At 51.7% G+C, this 19699-nt stretch carries 23 protein-coding genes; 7 read left to right on the forward strand and 16 right to left on the reverse strand.

Features of this window, described 5'->3' with window-relative positions; all coding sequences use genetic code 11:
• Positions 1-85: 85 nt before the first annotated feature.
• From BJQ97_RS12080 to BJQ97_RS12090, 3 genes are all read right to left on the reverse strand, one after another.
• Positions 86-274 carry a hypothetical protein gene (locus tag BJQ97_RS12080; RefSeq protein WP_011230567.1) on the reverse strand — a complete coding sequence of 63 codons (189 nt, stop codon included), beginning with the start codon at positions 272-274 and terminating at the stop codon, positions 86-88.
• Between the two features lie 123 nt (positions 275-397).
• Entirely contained in the window at positions 398-691 is a 294-nt protein-coding gene (locus BJQ97_RS12085; protein WP_160156765.1) for a UPF0223 family protein, read from the reverse strand.
• A gap of 16 nt (positions 692-707) precedes the next feature.
• Positions 708-1667 carry an NAD(P)H-dependent flavin oxidoreductase gene (locus BJQ97_RS12090; RefSeq protein WP_160156766.1) on the reverse strand — a complete coding sequence of 320 codons (960 nt, stop codon included), beginning with the start codon at positions 1665-1667 and terminating at the stop codon, positions 708-710.
• Positions 1668-1824: 157 nt separating this feature from the next.
• On the opposite strand from BJQ97_RS12090, the gene BJQ97_RS12095 reads away from it, so the two are divergent.
• Positions 1825-3297 (forward strand): aminotransferase class I/II-fold pyridoxal phosphate-dependent enzyme, encoded by a 1473-nt coding sequence (locus BJQ97_RS12095; protein ID WP_160156767.1) that lies wholly within the window; start codon positions 1825-1827, stop codon positions 3295-3297.
• A 113-nt stretch (positions 3298-3410) separates the two neighbouring features.
• On the opposite strand, the gene BJQ97_RS12100 is transcribed toward BJQ97_RS12095, so the two are convergent.
• A complete protein-coding gene (locus BJQ97_RS12100) occupies positions 3411-3536 on the reverse strand; it encodes a GapA-binding peptide SR1P (protein ID WP_160156768.1) in 126 nt (41 codons plus the stop codon).
• 325 nt (positions 3537-3861) lie between these two features.
• Here BJQ97_RS12100 and BJQ97_RS12105 point away from each other — a divergent pair, with 325 nt between their 5' ends.
• Positions 3862-4239, forward strand: coding sequence for a DUF1885 family protein (locus BJQ97_RS12105; RefSeq protein WP_066233774.1), 378 nt, complete (start codon positions 3862-3864; stop codon positions 4237-4239).
• 25 nt (positions 4240-4264) lie between these two features.
• Here BJQ97_RS12105 and BJQ97_RS12110 read toward each other — a convergent pair whose 3' ends face one another.
• The 5 genes from BJQ97_RS12110 to pdhA form a co-directional block, all read right to left on the reverse strand.
• Complete coding sequence (locus BJQ97_RS12110; RefSeq protein WP_160156769.1) at positions 4265-4507, reverse strand: hypothetical protein; 243 nt, start codon at positions 4505-4507, stop codon at positions 4265-4267.
• A 576-nt stretch (positions 4508-5083) separates the two neighbouring features.
• Positions 5084-6496 carry a dihydrolipoyl dehydrogenase gene (lpdA, locus tag BJQ97_RS12115; RefSeq protein ID WP_160156770.1) on the reverse strand — a complete coding sequence of 471 codons (1413 nt, stop codon included), beginning with the start codon at positions 6494-6496 and terminating at the stop codon, positions 5084-5086.
• Between the two features lie 4 nt (positions 6497-6500).
• Entirely contained in the window at positions 6501-7799 is a 1299-nt protein-coding gene (locus BJQ97_RS12120; protein WP_160156771.1) for a dihydrolipoamide acetyltransferase family protein, read from the reverse strand.
• A gap of 72 nt (positions 7800-7871) precedes the next feature.
• Positions 7872-8849 (reverse strand): pyruvate dehydrogenase complex E1 component subunit beta, encoded by a 978-nt coding sequence (gene pdhB / locus BJQ97_RS12125; RefSeq protein ID WP_160156772.1) that lies wholly within the window; start codon positions 8847-8849, stop codon positions 7872-7874.
• 3 nt (positions 8850-8852) lie between these two features.
• A complete protein-coding gene (pdhA, locus tag BJQ97_RS12130; protein WP_160156773.1) occupies positions 8853-9962 on the reverse strand; it encodes a pyruvate dehydrogenase (acetyl-transferring) E1 component subunit alpha in 1110 nt (369 codons plus the stop codon).
• A gap of 527 nt (positions 9963-10489) precedes the next feature.
• Between pdhA and def the strand changes: the two genes are divergently transcribed.
• Entirely contained in the window at positions 10490-11044 is a 555-nt protein-coding gene (gene def / locus BJQ97_RS12135) for a peptide deformylase (protein ID WP_160156774.1), read from the forward strand.
• A 52-nt stretch (positions 11045-11096) separates the two neighbouring features.
• Here def and BJQ97_RS12140 read toward each other — a convergent pair whose 3' ends face one another.
• On the reverse strand, positions 11097-11879 hold the full coding sequence (locus BJQ97_RS12140) for a Cof-type HAD-IIB family hydrolase (protein ID WP_160156775.1): 783 nt from the start codon (positions 11877-11879) through the stop codon (positions 11097-11099).
• A 176-nt stretch (positions 11880-12055) separates the two neighbouring features.
• Between BJQ97_RS12140 and BJQ97_RS17960 the strand changes: the two genes are divergently transcribed.
• The 3 genes from BJQ97_RS17960 to rnjA all read left to right on the forward strand — a co-directional run bounded on the left by BJQ97_RS17960 (position 12056) and on the right by rnjA (position 14215).
• Entirely contained in the window at positions 12056-12190 is a 135-nt protein-coding gene (locus BJQ97_RS17960) for a hypothetical protein (RefSeq protein WP_268892802.1), read from the forward strand.
• Positions 12191-12335: 145 nt separating this feature from the next.
• Entirely contained in the window at positions 12336-12551 is a 216-nt protein-coding gene (locus tag BJQ97_RS12145) for a DNA-dependent RNA polymerase subunit epsilon (protein ID WP_011230554.1), read from the forward strand.
• Positions 12548-14215 carry a ribonuclease J1 gene (rnjA, locus tag BJQ97_RS12150; protein WP_011230553.1) on the forward strand — a complete coding sequence of 556 codons (1668 nt, stop codon included), beginning with the start codon at positions 12548-12550 and terminating at the stop codon, positions 14213-14215. Before BJQ97_RS12145 ends, rnjA begins: the two co-directional genes overlap by 4 nt.
• Positions 14216-14285: 70 nt before the next feature.
• Here the strand turns inward: rnjA and BJQ97_RS12155 are convergent, their stop codons facing one another.
• From BJQ97_RS12155 to BJQ97_RS12175, 5 genes are all read right to left on the reverse strand, one after another.
• Positions 14286-14948 carry a potassium channel family protein gene (locus BJQ97_RS12155; RefSeq protein ID WP_160156776.1) on the reverse strand — a complete coding sequence of 221 codons (663 nt, stop codon included), beginning with the start codon at positions 14946-14948 and terminating at the stop codon, positions 14286-14288.
• A 161-nt stretch (positions 14949-15109) separates the two neighbouring features.
• Positions 15110-15352 (reverse strand): YkuS family protein, encoded by a 243-nt coding sequence (locus BJQ97_RS12160; RefSeq protein WP_160156777.1) that lies wholly within the window; start codon positions 15350-15352, stop codon positions 15110-15112.
• A gap of 45 nt (positions 15353-15397) precedes the next feature.
• Complete coding sequence (locus BJQ97_RS12165; protein ID WP_044731861.1) at positions 15398-16534, reverse strand: N-acetyldiaminopimelate deacetylase; 1137 nt, start codon at positions 16532-16534, stop codon at positions 15398-15400.
• 157 nt (positions 16535-16691) lie between these two features.
• Complete coding sequence (gene dapD / locus BJQ97_RS12170) at positions 16692-17402, reverse strand: 2,3,4,5-tetrahydropyridine-2,6-dicarboxylate N-acetyltransferase (protein ID WP_160156778.1); 711 nt, start codon at positions 17400-17402, stop codon at positions 16692-16694.
• Positions 17403-17474: 72 nt separating this feature from the next.
• Entirely contained in the window at positions 17475-18347 is an 873-nt protein-coding gene (locus BJQ97_RS12175; protein ID WP_160156779.1) for a transcriptional regulator CcpC, read from the reverse strand.
• A 118-nt stretch (positions 18348-18465) separates the two neighbouring features.
• On the opposite strand from BJQ97_RS12175, the gene BJQ97_RS12180 reads away from it, so the two are divergent.
• Positions 18466-19209 (forward strand): sulfite exporter TauE/SafE family protein, encoded by a 744-nt coding sequence (locus BJQ97_RS12180; protein ID WP_160156780.1) that lies wholly within the window; start codon positions 18466-18468, stop codon positions 19207-19209.
• Here BJQ97_RS12180 and cbpB read toward each other — a convergent pair.
• Complete coding sequence (gene cbpB, locus BJQ97_RS12185) at positions 19166-19639, reverse strand: cyclic-di-AMP-binding protein CbpB (protein ID WP_160156781.1); 474 nt, start codon at positions 19637-19639, stop codon at positions 19166-19168. The two genes, BJQ97_RS12180 and cbpB, sit on opposite strands and share 44 nt — an antisense overlap.
• Between the last annotated feature and the right edge of the window lie 60 nt (positions 19640-19699).

Below are 19699 nucleotides of genomic sequence, written 5' to 3' on the forward strand. Positions count from 1 at the left end.
CGGTTATGTATATAACAGCTGGAACAAGGGCGGACACCGCTCAAGAAAAAAACGAACCGGAAAGATGGTTCGCCTTGAATCAGAATCATACTTGAAGGCGCATCAGTTCTTGGCGCAGCTTTTCAAGCCGCCGTTTGCACTCTTTTTTCTTTTCTTCATCGTTTTCCATCATGGCCTCGTACAGCGTCGCTAATTCGTAATCGAGTTCGAGCCGCAACACCGCCATGCGTTTGTCTCCATCTGGCCGCTTCAGCGAATTGGCGGTTTTTTTCATATTCGTCCGCACCCCTTTCCCTATCATCCGCGAAACTTCCGGCGCCCGTCACGAATGTGCTGCTTCATTTTGTTTTATATTATATTATGTGGAAAAAGGGGTGTATGCAACTAATTTGTGCGTTTACCTACCGCGCTTCCCTTGCGGCTCGATGTGAATCCAATCGCCGTTTTTTGCCTCTTTTGCCCGCTTCATGACCGCATATGACGAGTAGCCGCTTTCTTTTTCAAATTCAGCATACAGTCGGTTTTCTTCGCTTTTCGATGGGACGATCTCTTTGAAACGACGGTAGACATCCATCAGCTCCTCGCGCCTCATCCCCCGCTCATAGACCGTTTCGATCGCCGTGAAAAATTTGATGACATCAATGATTTCTTGTGTTGACCAGTCGTAGGAAAATGGATAGGAATAACCCATTGTTCCACCTCCACCGTTAGTTTGCCCAACGGCGCCGAATTTGTTCCGCCTCTTCGATCATGCGGGCAAACAACTCAGCAACGGACGGAACGTCGTGAATGAGCCCGATCGCCTGCCCGGCCCAAGCAAATCCTTCGTCCACCTTTCCTTCGTAAATGAAGCGCCGGTTCGCTTCTCCGCTGATATATTCTTTTAAATCATCGTACGTGCCGCCTTGGCGCTCGATTTCCAATATTTTTTCCGCCCAGGCGTTGGCCAGCACCCGCCCTGGCGCCCCGAGCGACCGTTTAATGATGACCGTATCGTTTTCGGTGGCGTTGAGAATCATTTCTTTATAAGCGGGATGAGCATGAACGCATTCTTTCGTGGCGATAAACCGCGTTCCCATCTCAATCCCCTCCGCTCCAAGCGCCAATGCCGCCATCAACCCGCGTCCATCAGCGATGCCGCCCGAGGCGATGACCGGAATCGATACGGAGTCAACGACTTTCGGAATGAGGACGAACGTGCCAATATCGTATTTGCCGAGATGCCCGCCCCCTTCCTGACCGACGACCATCACCGCATCAGCACCGAGCTCCTCTGCTTTCACTGCCTGGCGGACGGCGGCGACGAGCACGAGCTTTTTCACGTTTGTTCCTTTCAATTGTTCAAAAAACGGCGCCGGATTGCCGCCGGTGACCGAAACGACCGGCACCCCCTCATCAAGCGCTGCTTCAAGCATATGAGAAAACGGGCGGCCGTGCTGGCCAATGGCGAAATTGACGCCGAACGGCCGATCGGTTTTTTCCTTCACCTTGCGGATTTCCTCGCGCAACTGCTCCGGTCCATCAAGCGACATGGCCGTAATTTGTCCGAGCCCGCCGGCGTTCGAAACCGCTGCGGCCAAATCAGCGTACGCCAAATAAGCGAGTCCTCCTTGAATGATCGGATATGTAATGCCGAGCAGCTCTGTCACCCTCGTTCTCCATTTCATTTCGATAACGCCCCCTTTTGGTTTTGTCTCTCTTTTATTTCTCTCTTGAACCACTGTTCTCCTTTTTCAGCGTCCATTCATTTCTTCTTTGCAAACAGAAAAATCCATGCTATAATGCACTTGTTTTATCCTCGAGATAAAGAGGTGTGAAAAACCATTGTCGCAGCTCGAAACACCATTGTTTACCGGTTTGTTGGAGCATATGAAAAAAAATCCGGTTCAATTTCACATTCCCGGCCATAAAAAAGGGGCCGGCATGGATCCGGAGTTTCGCGCTTTCATCGGAGACAACGCCTTGGCGATTGATTTGATCAACATCAGCCCGCTCGATGACTTGCATCATCCAAAGGGGATGATCAAACGGGCGCAGGAGCTCGCTGCCGAAGCGTTCGGCGCCGATTATACGTTTTTCTCGGTGCAAGGAACAAGCGGCGCCATCATGACGATGGTCATGTCGGTCGCCGGGCCGGGCGATAAAATCATCGTGCCGCGCAACGTCCATAAATCGGTCATGTCGGCCATTGTCTTTTCTGGAGCGACGCCGATTTTCATTCATCCCGAAATCGACAAGGAGCTCGGCATTTCCCATGGCATTACGCCGCAAGCAGTGGAAAAAGCGCTCCGCCAGCACCCGGACGCCAAAGGGGTGCTCGTCATCAACCCGACGTACTTTGGCATTGCCGGCGATTTGAAAAAAATCGTCGATATCGCCCACTCGTACAACGTTCCGGTGCTGGTCGACGAAGCGCACGGTGTGCACATTCATTTTCATGAGGACTTGCCGCTCTCAGCGATGCAAGCGGGCGCCGATATGGCGGCGACAAGCGTCCATAAGCTCGGCGGATCGCTGACGCAAAGCTCGATTTTGAATGTGCGCGAAGGACTCGTCTCCGCAAAACACGTGCAGGCGATTTTAAGCATGCTGACGACGACCTCAACATCGTATTTGCTGCTCGCTTCGCTTGATGTCGCCCGCAAACAGTTGGCGACGAAAGGGCGTGAACTCATCGACAAAGCCATTCGACTCGCCGACTGGACGCGCCGGCAAATCAACGAGATTCCGTATTTGTACTGCGTCGGCGAAGAAATTTTAGGCACGGAAGCAACGTACGACTACGATCCGACGAAGCTCATCATTTCGGTTAAAGAGCTCGGGCTGACCGGCCATGACGTCGAACGGTGGCTGCGCGAAACGTACAACATTGAAGTCGAGCTTTCCGATTTATACAACATTTTGTGCATCATCACCCCGGGCGATACCGAACGGGAGGCGAACCTGCTCATTGAAGCGCTCCGCCGCTTGTCACAGCAGTTCAGCCATCAGGCAGAGAAAGGGGTCAAGCCGAAAGTGCTCCTTCCGGACATCCCGGCGCTCGCCTTGACGCCGCGCGATGCGTTTTACGCTGAAACCGAAGTCGTGCCGTTTCACGAATCGGCCGGCCGGATCATCGCCGAATTTGTGATGGTGTATCCGCCTGGCATTCCGATTTTTATTCCAGGCGAAATCATCACGGAAGAAAACTTGAAATATATTGAGACGAACTTGGCTGCTGGCCTCCCTGTCCAAGGACCGGAAGACGACACGCTGCAGACGTTGCGCGTCATTAAAGAATATAAACCAATCCGCTGACCGCACAAGCCGGTTTGCCCGGCTTGTGTTTTTTGCGCCAAAATAAACGACGCGCATGTGACTTGTCGACATGCGCGCCTCTATCCATTCCTTCCCCCATCAGTTTGACCGTTTTACTCTCTTTCTCCGCCCTCGTTGTCATGCTCACAGCAATCACATTTCCCATAAAGCGTTGTCACTTTTTCATCTTCAAAATACGCAATCGTCGCATCACACGTTTGGCATACGATCGTGCCCATCCCCAAAACCCCTTTGTGATGATAAATTCCGTTGTTGACTTTATAATAATATATCACATTTAGGTTGTCAATCCTAATTTGTATATCACATTTAATCAAAAGGGAATTTTTTTGCAATCGCTCTTTTTTCCACCTATCGTCTAGCGACATATGGTACAATGAATTTGAACTACTCCACTGTTCGGAAAATTCGATGATATAGGCTGGACTTCCTGCCATTCATCTCCCACTTATTTTTGGGCTATGCCCTGAACAAAACGGAAGTGGGGGTCTTCTGTTGAGAAATGATAAAGACGCAATGCGAATCATGGGAGGGTCGAGAAACATGAACACCTATCTAAAGCTGCCGGCGGGGAAAACGATGACAACCGAGGACGTCAAACAGCTGCTCGAACGCTACCAGACGGCGCTCAAAAAGACAGGGGAACAGCTCGGTTGGGCGTATGAACAGGCCGCTTTCCCGTATACGGTCCGCGAACACGAATCCATTCTCTACTTGCAAGGCGACGGCCGTTTGTACAAAGGGATGGCGATTTCCGTGCGGACAGCTGGGGAAGAGACATTCATTGACGTCACGCTGCCGCCGGGGGCGACGCATGGGGATAAAGGGAAGGCCAATGAATTCAGCAAATGGCTGGCGAAAACGCTCGGCGGGGAACTGCACTTGTTCAGCGGCCGGACGATGGCGTTTGGCGGCGCGTAAACAGCGGTGGAGTGCCCGCTGTTTTTTATTGGACAGCCTGCCAAATGACATGCTGGCCGGCAAAGTACACCGCCGCCGTCCCAATCGTCGTCAGCGCCGCCTTGCGCGTCGCCAAGCCGAGCCGGCGCGCCAGCAAAAACGCGATGTACATAAAGACGCACAGCATCAGCCCGCGGAAAAACGGCCGGTCCCTTCCTGACAGCCACTCGATCAATGAGAAACTGCTCCAAATCATCATCTGCATCAAAAATGCAACGTAAGCTTTCATTTCAACTCCATCTCCCGCTTGCTCTTTACCATAACGATATGAAGCGAGAGCGGAAAATAGTATGGGAAATTGGACAAGAAATGGACTAGGCCGCTCCTTTGAACAAAAGACTGTCGACCGGGCGCAACAACAGGCGAACATACAGCTGCCGCCGCAGATTCATTTCTTTTCTGCCAATCATCTTGCAGCGCCATTATAAGATACTGTGAAATTTGTGAAAAAATTTTTATTACTCCCCCTCCCGGTTCCCTGCATAATACTGTATGACATCTAAAATAACCAACTTTTGGAGTCTGATGAAATATAACTTATTGTATGGAATACAAGGAAGGATGCAACCGAAAGCGGTAGGCTTTGTGCATGACCTTCCCTCCCCCCATTACAGAACATTTGTTCTAATCTCTATTTTACACCTTTTGTTCGTTGAAGGCAAGAGAGAGTGATGGCGAATGCCGATTCATCCCCCACTTCCGCTCACGCGTAGAAGTGGGGGGCTTCTCGGTTTGGAATGATAAAGGGGTTGACCCAAAAGTCCGCCAAAAAGCGGATTTTTGGGGTCAGCCCCTTCGCTTTCCGTTACTTCGCAATGATATGAATCGGCGTGCCAAGCGCCACTTCCGCCGCTTCCATGGCGATTTCGCCAAGCGTCGGATGGGCATGGATCGTCAACGCGATGTCTTCCGCGGTCATGCCGGCTTCGATGGCAAGCCCAAGCTCGGCGATCATATCCGAGGCGTTCGGGCCGATGATTTGCGCTCCAATGACGACGTTGTCTTCTTTGCGGACGACAAGCTTCAAGAAGCCGTCCGTATCGTTGAGCGACAGAGCGCGGCCGTTGGCGGCAAACGGGAATTTCGCCGTCATGACGTCGATGCCTTCCTCTTTCGCCTGCTGCTCAAAATAGCCGACCGAGGCGCATTCCGGATCGGAGAAGACGACCGCCGGAATGGCGATGTAATCGACGACCGACGGATGGCCAGCGATGGCTTCCGCCGCCACTTTTCCTTCATACGACGCTTTATGAGCAAGCGCCGGGCCTGGAACGATATCGCCGATGGCGAAAATGTTCGGCACGCTCGTCCGGCATTGTTGGTCCACTTCAATCAAGCCGCGGTTGTTCATTTTAATGCCGATTTGTTCAAGACCAAGCTCATCTGTATTCGGCCGGCGGCCGACCGTCACCAACACATAGTCGGCGTCAATCGTTTTCGTTTCGCCGTTCGCTTCATACGTAACCGTCACGCCGTCTGCACGCTCTTCGGCCCCTTTCGCAAGCGCGTTCGTTATGACTTCGACCCCTTTGCTCTTCAGACGGCGTTTAATGACCGACACCATTTGCTTTTCAAAACCGGATAAAATCTCACCGGCCCCTTCAAGAATCGTCACTTTCGCTCCAAAGTTGGCGTAAGCCGTACCGAGTTCGATGCCGATGTAGCCGCCGCCGATCACAACGAGCGACTTCGGGATTTCCCCGAGGTTGAGCGCACCGGTCGAGTCGAGAATGCGGCCGGAAAACTTGAAGTTCGGCAACTCGATCGGGCGTGAACCAGTGGCAAGAATTGCGTTTTTAAACGTATACGTCTGCGCGCTGTCGCCGTTGACGACGCGCACCGTGTTGGCGTCGACGAAATACGCTTCCCCTTTGACGATGTCGACTTTGTTGCCTTTGAGCAACCCTTCAACGCCGCCGGTCAACTTTTTGACGATGCTCGCTTTCCATTCTTGCACTTTCGAGAAATCAACCGTAACGTTTTCCGCCTTGATGCCCATCTCTTCGGAATGTTTCGCCTGCTCGTAGCGGTGGCTTGCCGAAATGAGCGCCTTTGACGGGATGCAGCCGACGTTTAAGCAGACGCCGCCTAAATTTCCTTTTTCCACAATCGTCACTTTTTGGCCGAGCTGTGCGGCGCGGATGGCGGCGACATAGCCGCCAGGGCCGGCGCCGACGACGAGCGTTTCGGTTTCAATTGCAAAATCGCCAACTACCATCGTTTTACGCCTCCATTAATAATAATTCTGGATCGCTTAACAGCTGCTTGATATGGTTGAGCGCTTTTTGCGCCGTCGCTCCGTCGATCATCCGGTGGTCAAAGCTCAACGAGAGCGCCAAGACCGGAGCAGCGACAATTTCACCGTCGCGGACGATCGGTTTTTCAGCAATGCGGCCGATGCCAAGAATCGCCACTTCCGGATGGTTAATGACCGGCGTAAACCATTGCCCGCCGGCTGAGCCGATGTTCGTGATCGTGCACGATGCGCCTTTCATTTCGTTTGGCATCAGTTTGCCTTCGCGCGCTTTTTCAGCAAGTTCGTTGATTTCCTTCGCCAGCGCGAAAATCGGCTTCCGGTCGGCATGTTTAATGACCGGAACGAGCAACCCCCGATCCGTATCAGCGGCGATGCCGATGTTGTAGTAATGCTTATGAATAATTTCCTCCGCCGCATCGTCAATCGACGTATTCAGCACTGGATATTCACGCAACGCGGAAACAAGCGCTTTGACGACATACGGCAAGAACGTCAGCTTGATGCCCTTTTCCGCGGCAATGCCCTTGAATTTTTTTCGGTGAGCAACAAGCTTCGTCACATCGGCTTCGTCCATGAGCGTCACGTGCGGGGCCGTATGTTTCGAATGCACCATGGCCTTGGCGATCGCCCGGCGGATGCCGCTCATTTTCTCGCGCGTTTCCGGGAATTCGCCTTCCGGCACAACCGGTTTCGCCGCTGGCGCTTGCGGCGCTGCCTTCTCTTCCGCCGCTTGCGGCGCCGGCTCAGCCGCGGCTTTCGCGCCGCCAGCGAGGAAAGCATCAATATCTTCTTTCAAAACACGGCCGTTTTTCCCCGTCCCTTGAACGAGGCGGATATCGACGCCTTTTTCACGCGCATATTTTCGCACAGACGGCATCGCGATGACGCGGCGGTTCGGGTCGGCTTCTGCCGCCGGCGCTTCCGGAGCGACCTCAACGTTTTCTTCTTTCGACACCGTTTCCGCTTTTTCCTCTTTTTTCGTCTCTTCTTCGTGCTCCTGCCCTTTAAACGTCATGTTTTCATAGCCCGGCGCATCGAGCGTAATGAGCGTTTGCCCGACCGTCGCCACTGTTCCTTCCGGGACGAGGATCTCAAGCACTTTTCCTTTAACCGGAGACGGGATCTCGACGACCGCTTTGTCGTTTTGCACTTCGCACAACACGTCGTCCTCGTTCACTTCATCGCCCGGCTTGACGAACCATTTGACAATCTCGCCTTCGTGAATGCCTTCGCCAATATCCGGCAACTTAAATTCAAATGCCACTGTAGGTCGACCTCCTATCGTTTGCCGAAAATGAGCGGGGGAAGGCGCTTCGCTCCCCCGGACTTGTCCACATTAGAAGTTGATCACTTTTTTCGCCGTCTCGATCACGTCTTTAAAGTTCGGCAGCCACACCGATTCTGCTTGCGCGAACGGATAGACGGTATCCGGAGCGGCGACGCGCAATACCGGCGCCTCAAGGCTTAAAATCGCCCGCTCATTAATTTCCGCGACGACGTTGGCGGCGATGCCGGCTTGCCGTTGCGCTTCTTGCACGACGATGGCGCGGCCCGTTTTTTCAACCGAACCAATGATCGTCTCAATATCGAGCGGCTGCACGGTGCGCAAGTCGACGACTTCGGCAGAAATGCCCTCCTTCTCTAATTCTGCCGCCGCTTTTAACGATTCATGCACCATGGCACCATACGCGATAATCGTAATGTCTTTCCCTTCACGCTTAATGTCCGCTTTGCCGATCGGAATCGTGTACTCTCCTTCCGGCACTTCTTGGCGGAACGAACGGTACAGTTTCAAATGCTCAAGGAAAATCACCGGATCGTTGTCGCGGATCGCCGAGATGAGCAATCCTTTCGCATCATACGGCGTCGACGGGATGACGACTTTCAAACCCGGCTGTTGGGCGACGAGTCCTTCTAAGCTGTCTGAGTGCAATTCTGGCGTATGGACGCCGCCGCCAAACGGCGAACGAACCGTAATCGGCACATGGTAGCGACCGCCAGTGCGGTAGCGGATGCGCGCCATTTGTCCGCAAATCGCGTCCATCGCCTCATAGACGAACCCGAAAAACTGAATTTCCGGCACCGGTCGGAACCCTTGCAAAGCCAAACCGATCGCCAAGCCGCCGATCCCGGATTCGGCCAACGGCGTATCAAACACGCGCTCTTCGCCAAACTCCGCTTGCAGCCCTTCGGTCACCCGGAATACGCCGCCGTTGACCCCAACGTCTTCTCCAAACACCAGCACGTTCGGATCGTTTCTCATCTCGATGCGCAGCGCATCGGTGATCGCTTGAACCATTGTCATTTGCGCCATGGCTTACTTCGACTCCTTCTCTTTATAAATTTCATACTGCTCTTTCAAATTGAACGGCAGCTCTTCGAACATGATGCTGATTAAGTCGGTCACTTTTTGCTTCGGCGTTTCGTCCGCTTTTTTGATCGCTTCTTTGATGTCCTCTTTCGCCTGCTCGATGACGCGGTTTTCTTCCTCTTCGCTCCATAAACCTTTCGCTTCTAAAAACTTGCGGAAGCGGACAAGCGGGTCTTTTTTCGCCCATTCGTTTTCGAGTTCCTTCGAACGATAGCGCGTCGGATCGTCGCCGGACATCGTATGCGGACCGTAGCGGAAGCAAAGCGTTTCGATGAGCGTCGGCCCTTCACCGTTAACGGCGCGTTCGCGGGCTGCTTTCACCGCGGCGTAGACTGCAAGCGGATCCATGCCGTCGACTTGAATGCCCGGGATGCCGGCCGCGACCGCTTTTTGCGCCAATGTTTTGGCAACCGTTTGCTTTTCCACTGGCGTCGAGATGGCAAAGCGGTTGTTTTGCACGACAAAGATGGCCGGTGCCTTAAACGCCCCCGCAAAGTTGATCCCTTCGTAAAAGTCGCCTTGCGATGTGCCCCCATCGCCGGTATATGTAATGGCCACTGCCTTTTTGCCCCGCATTTTCAAGCCGAGCGCCACGCCGGCCGCTTGAATGTATTGAGCCCCGATGATGATTTGCGGCGGCAAGACGTTGACGCCTTCAGGAATTTGGTTGCCATGAAAGTGGCCGCGCGAGAACAAAAACGCTTGATAAAGCGGAAGACCGTGCCAAATGATTTGCGGAACGTCGCGATATCCCGGCAAAATGAAATCGTCTTTCTCAAGCGCAAAATGGCTGGCGATTTGGCTCGCTTCTTGCCCGGCGGTCGGCGCGTAAAACCCGAGTCGGCCTTGGCGGTTCAACGAAATGCAGCGCTGGTCGAGGATGCGCGTATACACCATGCGGCGCATCAGCTCTTTCAGCTGCTCATCACTCAACTCCGGCATCGCCTCTTCGTTGACGATTTCGCCTTCTTCATTCAAAATTTGAAATGTCGGGAACTGCTCGGCTACTTTCTCGAGCTGCTCCGCAAATCGAAACTGGGAGGTTTTCACACCCATGTCATCCACCTCTACCTTTCGTTGGGAATTTTGGAAATGAGAATACATTCACCCGTATACTATTAATGTACCCAAAATGAAAGAGAAATAAAAAACGGCCGCCATCCGGCGCCAACGCAAGCAGCAAAGGCACCGAAATCTGTTTCACTATTTTGCAAGACTGAATTAGTACAATACGCATTTGCAAGTTTTAGTTTACACATTCTTGGATCAACCGTCAATGACTTTGATTTCTCATGTTTTTTCGTTTTATCTTTTGGGTGGAATTGGAATTTGAAATATTCCGTCCACAAACTGTTATATTACATTCCTCACCATCTGTATGAGTCCTGTATTATATTTTCACAAAATATAAAACATACAGCAGCTTGACAAGATAATGAAAACGTTTTCTCTAATTTGTCTTCTTGTTTTCCTTATATTCGAATAATATATTCGTGGGGTTGCGTTTTTATTTACGATCGATGCTCATTTTGTTAGACTAAACGATAGACAGCGATGCCAAACGTAGGGAGTGAACAAAGGGAATGATCACGATGAAGGACATCATCAAAGAAGGGCATCCGACGTTGCGGAAAATCGCCGAACCCGTTCCGTTGCCGCCTTCAGAGGAAGATAAGCACATTTTGCAAAGCTTGCTCGACTACGTGAAAATGAGCCAAGACCCGGAGTTGGCCGCCAAATACGGCCTGCGGCCCGGCATCGGCCTTGCCGCCCCGCAAATCAACGTCTCGAAGCGAATGATCGCCGTCCATGTCACCGATGAAAACGGGACGCTGTACAGCTACGCCTTGTTCAACCCGAAAATCATCAGCCACTCCGTGCAACAATGTTACTTGACGACCGGGGAAGGCTGCCTGTCGGTCGACCGCGACGTGCCGGGATATGTGCCGCGCTATGCTCGCATCACTGTCACTGGGACGACGATCGAAGGCGAAGAAGTCACACTGCGGTTGAAAGGATTGCCAGCCATCGTCTTCCAACATGAAATCGATCATTTAAACGGCATTATGTTCTATGACCGCATCAACCAAGATGACCCATTTCGAGTGCCAGACGGGGCGATTCCAATCGGGCGCTAAAAATCCCGCTGTCAATGGCAAGCGGCCTCGCCGAAAAGGCTGAGGCCGCTTTTTATCGGATGAGCTGCAGCTGTTTCAATCCGTACCAAATCCCTTCCTTATCGACCGGCTTCGTGACGAAATCGGCGACCCGCTTCACTTCTTCATGGGCATTGCCCATCGCCACCCCGGTTCCGACGAACGAGAGCATTTCAATGTCATTCAATCCGTCGCCGAACGCGTATACATCCTTCTTATCGATCCCGAGCTTTTCGATCATCATGCGGATGCCTTCCGCCTTCGAGCCCCCTGCCGGCAGCACATCTGTCGAGACGTCGTGCCAACGGACGAAGCGAAATTCGGGATAGTTGCGCACATACGGTTCTTCTTCCTCGGCGCGGCAAAACAGAAGCGCTTGATAAATGTCTTTATTCTCATAATAAAGGGGGTCGACAGGCGGGTGGGCGAATTTTAGGCTCGCCATGCTGACGTGGATGTGCGGATGGTCGCCGATGCTCGCTCTCATTTTCTCCGCATCCATAAAAACGAGTGGATGGCCGTTTTTGTGGGCTTCCTCTGTCAGCGTCCTGACTTTCTCGCGCCGGAGCGGCTGCTTGTATAATACGTTCCCTTCAAAAACGACGTACTGACCGTTGAAGCTGACGAACGAATCGATGCCAAGTTGTTTGCGCACATGCTCAAACATAAACGGAGCGCGCCCGGTGGCGATGGCGACATAAACGCCCGACTGCTTCAGGCGGCGAACCGCTTCGATCGTTGACAGCGGCAGCTGCTTTTGCTCATCAAGAAGCGTACCGTCGATGTCGAAAAAGACGATTTTTCTGCCCACGTTCACTTCCCCTTGTGAAAAAGTTGTTCATTGTTTACCGTACTGAAAAACGCCTGGAATGTCAACCAAGAGGCATGATCTGTTCCATTTTTCCCCATGAAAAACAAACCTCCATCTACATATCATATATAATAGAACATTTACTTTCGCCGCAAAATGAGTACAATAAAAGGTAAGGAGTGATGAAACATGTTGAAAAAGCTGAAAAAAAAGCTGCTTCAACAATGGAAAGACCTGCTCCGGAAAAAATTGATCGCCTGACCGTTACAACAACAGCCCTTCCATTCGAAGGGCTTCTTTCCCACTTTGGCGAATAAAGCGGGCAACATTCGTCAAAGATGATGCATATCGTCGGCACATCTCACGCCTGTTTTTGCTTTTGGCAACAAAACACATGAAAAGAAAGTTGCATTCTTATATAATAGATAGAGCAACCATTGTACGATAAGGAGAGATTCTACGATGATTTTCAAAGTATTTTACCAAGAAAACGCAGATGAAGCACCCGTGAGAGAAAAAACGAAAACACTCTACATCGAAGCAGAATCAGAGCGGGATGTACGCCGAAAACTCGAAGGCCGTCCGATCAATATTGAGTATATTCAGCCGTTAGAGGGAGCGCATCTAGAATACGAAAAGAAAAGCCCGAACTTTCAAGTATTGGAGATTTCATCATGAAGCTGTTGACGGACCAGCAAGTTGGCGTTTTTGCCCTCGGCGGACTGGGTGAAATCGGAAAAAATACATACGGCGTACAATTCCAAGACGAAATCATTGTCATTGACGCAGGCATTAAATTCCCAGAAGATGAACTGCTCGGGATCGACTATGTCATTCCAGACTACTCCTATTTAGTGAAGCATGCGGACAAAGTGAAAGGACTGTTCATCACCCACGGGCACGAAGACCATATCGGCGGCATTCCGTATTTGCTCCGGCAGGTGAACATCCCAATTTACGGCGGCAAATTAGCACTTGGGCTGATTCGCAATAAACTTGAGGAACATGGATTGTTGCGCCAAGCGAAACTCATTGAGATTCGCGAAGACGATGTCATCCGCTTCCAAAAAACGGCCGTCACCTTTTTCCGGACGACGCACAGCATTCCGGACAGCTACGGGATTGTTGTGAAAACACCAGTCGGGCAAATCGTTCACACTGGGGATTTTAAATTCGATTTTACGCCGGTCGGTGAGCCGGCCAATTTGACGAAAATGGCCGAAATTGGGAAAGAAGGCGTGCTTTGCCTGCTGTCGGACAGCACGAACAGCGAGATTCCGCATTTTACGATGTCGGAGCGGCGCGTCGGCGAAAGCATTCACGACATTTTCCGCAAGGTGGAAGGACGCATCATTTTTGCCACATTCGCATCAAACATCCACCGCCTCCAGCAGGTGACGGAAGCAGCCGTCGCCAACAACCGAAAAATCGCTGTCTTCGGCCGAAGCATGGAAGCAGCGATTGAGATCGGACAAGACCTCGGCTATATCAAATGTCCGAAAGGCACGTTCGTCGACGCGAACGAAATCAACCGCCTGCCGGCCAACCGGGTGACCATTTTATGCACCGGCAGCCAAGGGGAGCCGATGGCCGCCTTGTCGCGCATCGCCAACGGCACGCACCGGCAAATTCAAATCATCCCGGGCGACACTGTCGTCTTTTCCTCATCGCCGATTCCGGGCAACACGGTGAGCGTCAATCGGACGATCAACATGCTGTATCGGGCCGGCGCAGAAGTCATCCATGGCCCGCTCAACGACATCCATACGTCCGGCCACGGCGGGCAGGAAGAACAAAAATTGATGATCCGGCTGATGAAGCCGAAATATTTCATGCCGATCCACGGCGAATACCGCATGCAAAAAATGCACGCCAAGCTCGCCATCGACTGCGGCGTGCCGGAGGAAAACTGCTTTATTATGGACAACGGCGAAGTGCTTGGCATCAGCGACAAAGAGGCACGCATCGTCGGCAAGATCCCGTCCGGCTCCGTCTACATCGACGGGAGCGGTGTCGGCGACATCGGCAACATCGTCTTGCGCGACCGCCGCATTTTGTCTGAGGAAGGGCTCGTGATTGTCGTCGTCAGCATCAACATGAAAGAGTTCAAAATCGCCGCCGGCCCGGACATTATTTCTCGCGGCTTCGTCTATATGCGAGAGTCAGGTGACTTAATCAGCGAAGCGCAAGTGTTGATCTCCAAGCATCTCGAAAAAGTGCTGGAACGCAAAACGAACCAATGGTCGGAAATCAAAAACGAAATCACGGAAACGCTCGCCCCGTTCTTGTACGAGCGGACAAAACGGCGGCCGATGATTTTGCCGATCATCATGGAAATCTAAAAAAAAAGGGCGTCCTTGCAAAAGGATGCCCTTTTTCCGTCACCATCATGCACAGGCCGCCTGCCAACCGTCAACCGACCACTTTTTCCTCAAACCGGTCAATGTCGCTGTCAGCGCCGATGACGACCAATACATCACCTTTGCGGATGATTTCCGAAGCGAGCGGAGAGACGATGACGTTTGCTCCACGCTTGATGGCGACGATGTTGATGCCATAGCGGGCGCGGATGTCAAGCTCCAAAAGCGAATGGCCGTCAAGCCGCTCGCTTGCCACGATTTCGACAATGCTGTATTTGTCCGACAGCTCCAAATAATCGAGGACGTTGTTGGAAATCAAATTGTGGGCGATCCGCTCGCCCATGTCGCGCTCTGGATGCACGATTTGATCAGCGCCGATTTTTTTCAGCACTTTCTCATGGTAATCGTTTGTTGCCTTGACCGTAATATGGTTGACGCCGAGCTCTTTTAAAATCAGGGTCGTCAAAATGCTCGCCTGGATGTTGTCCCCGATCGCGACGATGACATGGTCGAAGTTGCGGATGCCTAAACTTTTCAGCACGTTTTCATCGGTCGTGTCGCCGACGACAGCGTGCGAAGCGATCGACGCAAATTCGTTTACCCGGTCTTCATCAATATCAATGGCCAATACTTCCATCCCTTGTTCGCTCAGCGTCCGGCAAATGCTGCCGCCAAAGCGCCCAAGGCCGATGACGGCAAACTGTTTCTTTTTCATTGACACTCCTCCATATCGTTGATCAAGCATTGTTTCTTCCCCTTATTTTAGCAAAAAAGAAAAAGGAACGAAAACGTTCTTCGCTCCTTTTTCTACTATCCTTTATACCACATTTCCGCAAAATACGGGCTGCCATCGCCCACAGACCAAACGTTCGATCATCAGCGAAGTTTTTCTTCGACTTTTTGGCAAATCTCTTCTGCAGTGAGCCCGCTCGCTTCAATGACCGGACCGGACGTTACGATGTTGTGAATGCCGGCAATATTGGCGTCCAGGCCGGTAATGACGCAGCAGTCGCAGCCTCTTGCGTCTTGCTCCCCGCGGAGCGGCACGACGTCATACCCTCTTTCTCTCAACGCCTCTTGCACATCAGTCAGCGATGGCTCGACACCGATTTTCGCCATCACACTCCACCTCCTCACACATAATGTGCCTTGACGGAGGCGGAACTATACTTCCTCATTTCCTTTCCAGGAAAAATAGCCGATTAACAAAGCGATCGCGCGGTCGATCGCCGCTTCATCCGGGGCCAGCTTCGCATGGTGCAGCCCATATGGCGAGGCGACGCCAAGCCAAAACATAAAACCCGGGATGTCCGCCAGCATATAGCCGAAATCCTCGCCGGTCATCGCCTCCTTGCAGCGGATGACGTTCACGCCGCCGTGCGTCTCGGCAAACTTCATAAATTCCGCTGTCAGCTCCGGATCATTGTACACTTCATGGTACATGGCACCATAATCGATGGCTGCTTCACACTCGTACGCGACTTCAATGCCATGCACGATCGCTTCAATCCGCCTCTTTACCTTCTGCATCGCTGCAGTCGACAGCGTCCGAATCGTTCCTTCGAGCCGGGCGTGCTCGGCAATGACGTTCTGCACCGTCCCGCCGGCAATTTTTCCGATCGTAATGACCGCGCTATCCAGCGGATCGACGTTGCGGGCGACGATCGACTGTAGCTGCGTCACCAATGCGCAGGCGGCGACGACCATGTCATTCGCTAAATGCGGAAACGCCGCGTGGCCGCCTTTCCCCTTCAAGTCGATAAACAGCTCCGACGTATTGGCAAACAGCAACCCTTCTTTCGTTGCAATCGTGCCGACTGGATATTCCGGCGCAATATGCAAGGCGACAATTATATCCGGCTTCCATTCCCGCATGATGTCGCTTTCTAACATCGGCTTTGCTCCGCCCGGTCCTTCCTCGGCCGGCTGGAATACAAACAGCAAATCGTCTTTCAGTGGATGATGAGCAAAATGAGTGAGCACACCAAGAGCGATGCTCATATGCACATCGTGGCCGCACGCGTGCATGCGCCCTTCATGTTTCGACCGATACGGCAAGCCGGTCTCCTCGCGAATCGGCAGCCCGTCCATATCGGCGCGGTAGCCGATCGTTTTGCGCGGCGATGTTCCGTTGACTTTGACGAAAATCCCGGTCTTCCACGTCCGGACTTGAAGCCGCTCTTGCGGCAGGGACTGGATATAGCGAAGCAAATATTGCTGCGTCTTAAACTCCTGAAACCCAAGCTCCGGGATTTGATGCAAGTCGCGGCGAATGGCGACAAACGGACTGATCGTTTCCATCCTCTCTCTCCTCCATGAGCAAAAAAGGGGCTGACCCAAAAGCGTCATTCCTCTCAAACGAAATACAACATATTGCGCATGATTCATTGTTTCGTGGCGATATATGGTGATGAGCAAGGGTGTCCCGATCCTTTTGGGACACCCCCCTTTGTTGTGATTATAATTGACGAAGCTCCTGTTTAATCTCTGTTTTCGCCCGTGTTTGCTCGTCGATCTGCTTAATGACGCGCGCTGGCACGCCAGCGACAACCGTATACGGCGGCACATCTTCCACGACGACCGCACCGGCAGCCACAACCGCTCCTTTGCCGACGGTGACGCCCTCTAAAATGACGGCGTTTGCCCCGACGAGCACATCGTCTTCAATGACGACCGGCTTGGCTGATGGCGGCTCGATCACCCCCGCCAACACCGCGCCGGCGCCGATATGGCAGTTTTTCCCGACCGTCGCCCGGCCGCCGAGCACCGCGTTCATATCAATCATCGTTCCTTCGCCGACGACGGCGCCGATGTTGATGACCGCCCCCATCATAATGACGGCGTTGTCGCCGATTTCGACATGGTCGCGGATGATGGCGCCCGGCTCGATGCGCGCCTTGATGCCTTTCAAATCCAAGAGCGGAATGGCCGAGTTGCGGCGGTCGTTCTCGACGACATAATCCTCGATTTTGTCGTGATTTGCTTCGATTGCGGCTTGAATGTCTTGCCATTCGCCAAACACGACACCGACGTTGCCGGTAATAAACGTTTTCGCGCTTGAGCCGAAATCGATGCCCTCGAGATTCCCTTTTATGTATACTTTAACAGGCGTTGATTTTTTGCTGTTTTGAATAAATGAAATGATTTCATTGGCGTCCATCATCTTCATGGGCGATATCCTCCTTTACATCTCTATTCTTCTTTACTTTAGCAAAACAGAGATCATCGTGACAAGCCTAATTCATGGAATAAAATTTTGCAGCACCTTCTCGAAGGCTTGTACTTGCGGAAGCTGCCACGCTGCTTCCGAGCTGATAAGCCATGTATCTCTCGTCATCCGTTCACCTTGCTTATTTTTTAGCGGAATCATATGAACAAGATGTTGTTCTCGGTCATCTAAAGCAATTTCCGGTAAAATCGCATAGCCAACTCCATGGTAAGCAAGCTGTTTGCATGTTTCGATTTGGTCGACAATCACTGTTCGCGGCGGCAGGGCTTGAAATTGTTCATGCCACCATTGTTGGATATGCAGCGAATAGGTCGAATCGCTTTTAAATTGAATAAATGGCCGGTCGGTATGGCGCAGCTGCTCCAGAGATTGAATTTTTTTGTCTACTAAATATAACTGATCCGTAAATAAACGTGTCGCAATCCCGCTCCAATTTGGCTTTCCGCGAACAATTCCGAGTTGAAACCGATTTTCATACATGCTGCTTAAGACTTCGCTTGTCCACCCAGTTGTCAACGACACATTTACATTTGGGTATAACATCATAAACGTTTTTAAAACTGCGGGTAGCCAATGCTGTGCAACTATGGAAACAACCGCTAGTGTTAATGTTCCGCTTATTTGTCCGGTCAGTTGTTTGATCTCTTCTTTTACTTTGTTCGTTTTCTGCACGATTTCTTTCGCCAGCTGGACAATTTTTTCCCCCTCTGGTGTTAACAGTAAACCTCGCTGGGACCGGATGAACACTTTCACATTCCAGCTGGCTTCTATCGCCTGCAGCCGTTGGGACAATGCGGACTGAGTAATATACAGCCGAGCTGCCGCTTTTCTCATATTTAATTCTTCCGCCAAGACGGCGAGTATTTCGTACCCTGAAATATTCAAGCTATCACCCTTTTTGATAAGTTTTTCTTATCATTTTCATCCATTTTTTCAACATTTTCTTATTTCCATAAAATGAATACAATAGCTGTAGAACGCTTGTAGAAAGGGGTTGCCTTGCATGGACTGGGTACTGTTTGTCCTCGTTGGATTTGCTGCTTCATTCGTTGGTACATTAGCTGGCGGCGGCGGCCTCATTGGCATGCCCGTTTTGCTTATGATTGGCGTTCCTATCCATCAAGCCATTTCCGCCGCCAAGTTTTCCAATACAATCAGCTCGTTTTCCAGCTTCTTCGTCCTATTTCGCCAGCAAAGCATTCGTTGGAAACAATTGTTGCTGATCATCCCAATGAGTCTCGGCGGGGGAGCAACAGGAGGAGCCATCGCCTCGCTGCTGTCTGAACGAACGATGACCATCATCGCCATTATTTTGTTAATGTTCGCATTATGTTTGCAACTTTTCAAAAAACAGCCTGAGCAAGCAGCATCGGCTCCTGCTCTCCCTAAAACCTTATATCCCATTCTCTGCGGCATTAGCGTCTATGATGGCATGTTTGGCCCTGGCCAAGCCGCCATGCTCATGTATGCCTACTTGCGCGCCGGCATGGATTACTTATCGGCCATGGCGCTGACAAGATTCCAAACGTTCATCAGCTGCTTTGGCGCACTAACGTCTTATCTATACAGTGGCCATGTGAACTGGCACATCGCTCCGTTCTTGGCTATTGGATCGTTGATCGGCGCCCAAGCATCAGTGCGAGTCGCACAAAAACTGAAACAAAGCCAGCTGCGCTTGTTATTGCACACGATTACTTTTCTGCTCATTGTTCATCTTCTTTTCGGCCTGGCTGCCGGCCGCCATTAGGCTTGCGCAGCTGTTTATTCAGTTGCTTCAGCACTTCCCGTCGAGTGAAAATGCCTGCAAAATAGCCGTCGTCATTTTCCACACACACGAACGGATGGTTGACAATAAGCCCCACTGCCTTCATCAGGCTATCGTCAAGCCGCAAGCGCGGAATGTTTCGGTTCATCACTTCTTCAACCTTCATCGTCTCGAGGCGTTCAAATTCGATGCGCTCTAATCCTAAAATCGCATCCATCATCATCGTCATGCTGATGAGCCCGTGAAGCTTATAAGAGGTGTCCAATACCGGAATCGCCGAATAGCCGGTTTTCGTAAGGACGAGCAGCGCATGATCCAAATAATTTCCCGGCTGCACATGCGCCACTTTATCCGCCGGAATCAGAAATGGCTTGACCGTCATTTGCATGAATTCATTGTGTTCCCATGTCATGCCGATGTTCCGCCTTTCTTCTGCATCTTCTCCTCTCCACACTGTTATCATACCATAAAA

Origin of the sequence: Geobacillus sp. TFV-3, assembly GCF_009901865.1 — a bacterium.
Taxonomy (GTDB): Bacteria; Bacillota; Bacilli; order Bacillales; family Anoxybacillaceae; genus Geobacillus; species Geobacillus thermoleovorans_A.